The following is a 1,803-nucleotide window of genomic DNA, read 5'->3' on the forward strand; positions in this document are numbered from 1 at the left end:
GTCGGCCTGCTCGCCGCCGCCGCGGGCCGTCCCCGCGAAGCCGACATCTCCGATCTGGTCGGGCTTCGCCTGGGCGTGCGCGTCGACCAGCCCGGCACCCTGCTGCGCGACTACCACACCGTCAACGATTACCGGGGCCGGCCGCTGCCGCAGGCGGGCGTCAACGCCAAGGGCCTGCAGAAGCCGACCTCCCCGGCCAAGGACACCCACGTCACCCACCGCTACTACCTCCAGGACGCGGTGTTCGTCGCGGCCGTCCAGGGCCCGGTCGCCCTCGTCACGACGCTCGCCGAGGCCATCCGCCACCCGGCATTCCCGCTCGCCCTCGGCCGGCGCTCCTGCGTCCCCACGCAGCCGATCGCCCTCGGGACGGCGCGCGAGGGCACCTTGGAGGACGTTCTCTCCACCGAACCGTGGCAGGCGGGGCAGAGCACCAAGGACGCCTACCACCGGCGGGCCACGCGCGGACCCGAGCCGTTCTCCCCGCACCGGATCGACCTCGCCGCGACCTTCGACGACCCGACCGGCGGCGACACGCTGCAAGACGTCCCGCTCTCGTTCGAACCCCGCCGACGAGGCTTCACCACCCGCCGGATCCGCCACGCTTGGCTCGACATCCCCACCGGCCTGGCCCCGTCCACCACGACCGCTCAACCGGCCGCCGCGGCCGGCGACCACGACCCGTTCGCCCTGCTGGGCTGGTGACCCGATGACCTACCTCTCCCGCATCCGCATCAACCCCCTGCGCGCCGCGAGCCGCACCCTGCTCGCCAACCCCCGCTCCCTGCACGGCGCCGTCATGGCCGGTATCCCCGACAACGTCCCGGGCGACCGGATCCTGTGGCGTCTGGACGCCGACCACCCGCGCCGCCCCATGCTGCTGGTCCTCACTCCCTCCAAGCCCGACTGGACCCACATCGTCGAACAGGCAGGATGGCCCGACGCCGAAGGCGAGCACTACGCGATCCGCGACTACAGCCCGCTGCTCGACCAGCTTGCCATCGGCCGCGAGTTCGCCTTCCGGCTCAAGGCCAGCCCCGTCCAGAACACCTCCAAGCCCGAGAAGGCCGGTTCACACCGCACCAAGACCGCCGCCGAACTCCACCACCGCTCCTACCGTATGGCCCACCGAACCGCCGCTCACCAGCTCACCTGGTTCCTGGAGCGCACCGACCGCTGGGGCTTCACCATCCCCGCAGCGCGAACCGACGACCCGGCCCCGGGCCTCGAACCGGATTCCTCGGAAACCTCCGCCGACGCACAGCCGGCCCGGGAGGCGAGGATCACCGACCGCAGCCGCAGCTCCTTCACCAAGCCCGGCACCCGGACCCCGGTCACCCTCACCACCGCCACCTTCGAAGGCCGTCTGCGCATCAGCGACCCCGGCCTGCTGAAGGCAGCACTCCTCGGCGGCATCGGCCCGTCCAAGGCCTACGGCTGCGGCCTGCTCACCCTCGCCCCGCCGGCGACCGGAGCCCGGTGACAGATGGCCGACATCTGGTGGAAGGCCCATCCACACGACCTGCACCGCCTCGCCGACCGCGTCTCCAGCGTCTACGTCGAGCGCAGCCACATCGACCGCGACGAGAACGCCGTCGTCGTCATCAACAGACACGAGACCGTCCGCGTCCCCGCCGCCATGGTCGCCGTCATCCTCCTCGGCCCGGGCACCCGCATCACCCACGGCGCCGTCAACCTCCTCGCCGACTCCGGCACCACCGTGTGCTGGGTCGGCGAGCAAGGCGTGCGCATGTACGCCGCCGGCCTCGGCCCCAGCCGAGGCGCGGCCCTCCTCAACCGCCA

At 72.4% G+C, this 1,803-nt stretch carries 2 protein-coding genes and 1 pseudogene; all 3 read left to right on the forward strand.

Annotated elements, in window-relative coordinates:
- On the forward strand, nucleotides 1-705 hold a 705-nt coding region (gene cas5e, locus AB0O00_RS37730; protein WP_363659210.1), incomplete at its 5' end, for a type I-E CRISPR-associated protein Cas5/CasD.
- Nucleotides 706-709: 4 nt separating this feature from the next.
- Nucleotides 710-1,483: a type I-E CRISPR-associated protein Cas6/Cse3/CasE gene (gene cas6e, locus AB0O00_RS37735; protein ID WP_363659211.1), complete on the forward strand. Its 774-nt coding sequence runs from the start codon at nucleotides 710-712 to the stop codon at nucleotides 1,481-1,483.
- Nucleotides 1,484-1,486: 3 nt separating this feature from the next.
- Nucleotides 1,487-1,803: pseudogene (locus tag AB0O00_RS37740) on the forward strand (type I-E CRISPR-associated endonuclease Cas1); the annotation flags it as partial.

The organism is Kitasatospora sp. NPDC093558 (assembly GCF_040683475.1).
In the GTDB taxonomy this organism is placed as follows: Bacteria; Actinomycetota; Actinomycetes; order Streptomycetales; family Streptomycetaceae; genus Kitasatospora.

Coding starts and splice junctions, on each gene's coding strand:
- cas6e (WP_363659211.1), top strand. CDS start 710: ATGACCTACCTCTCCCGCATCCGCATCAACCCCCTGCGCGCCGCGAGC.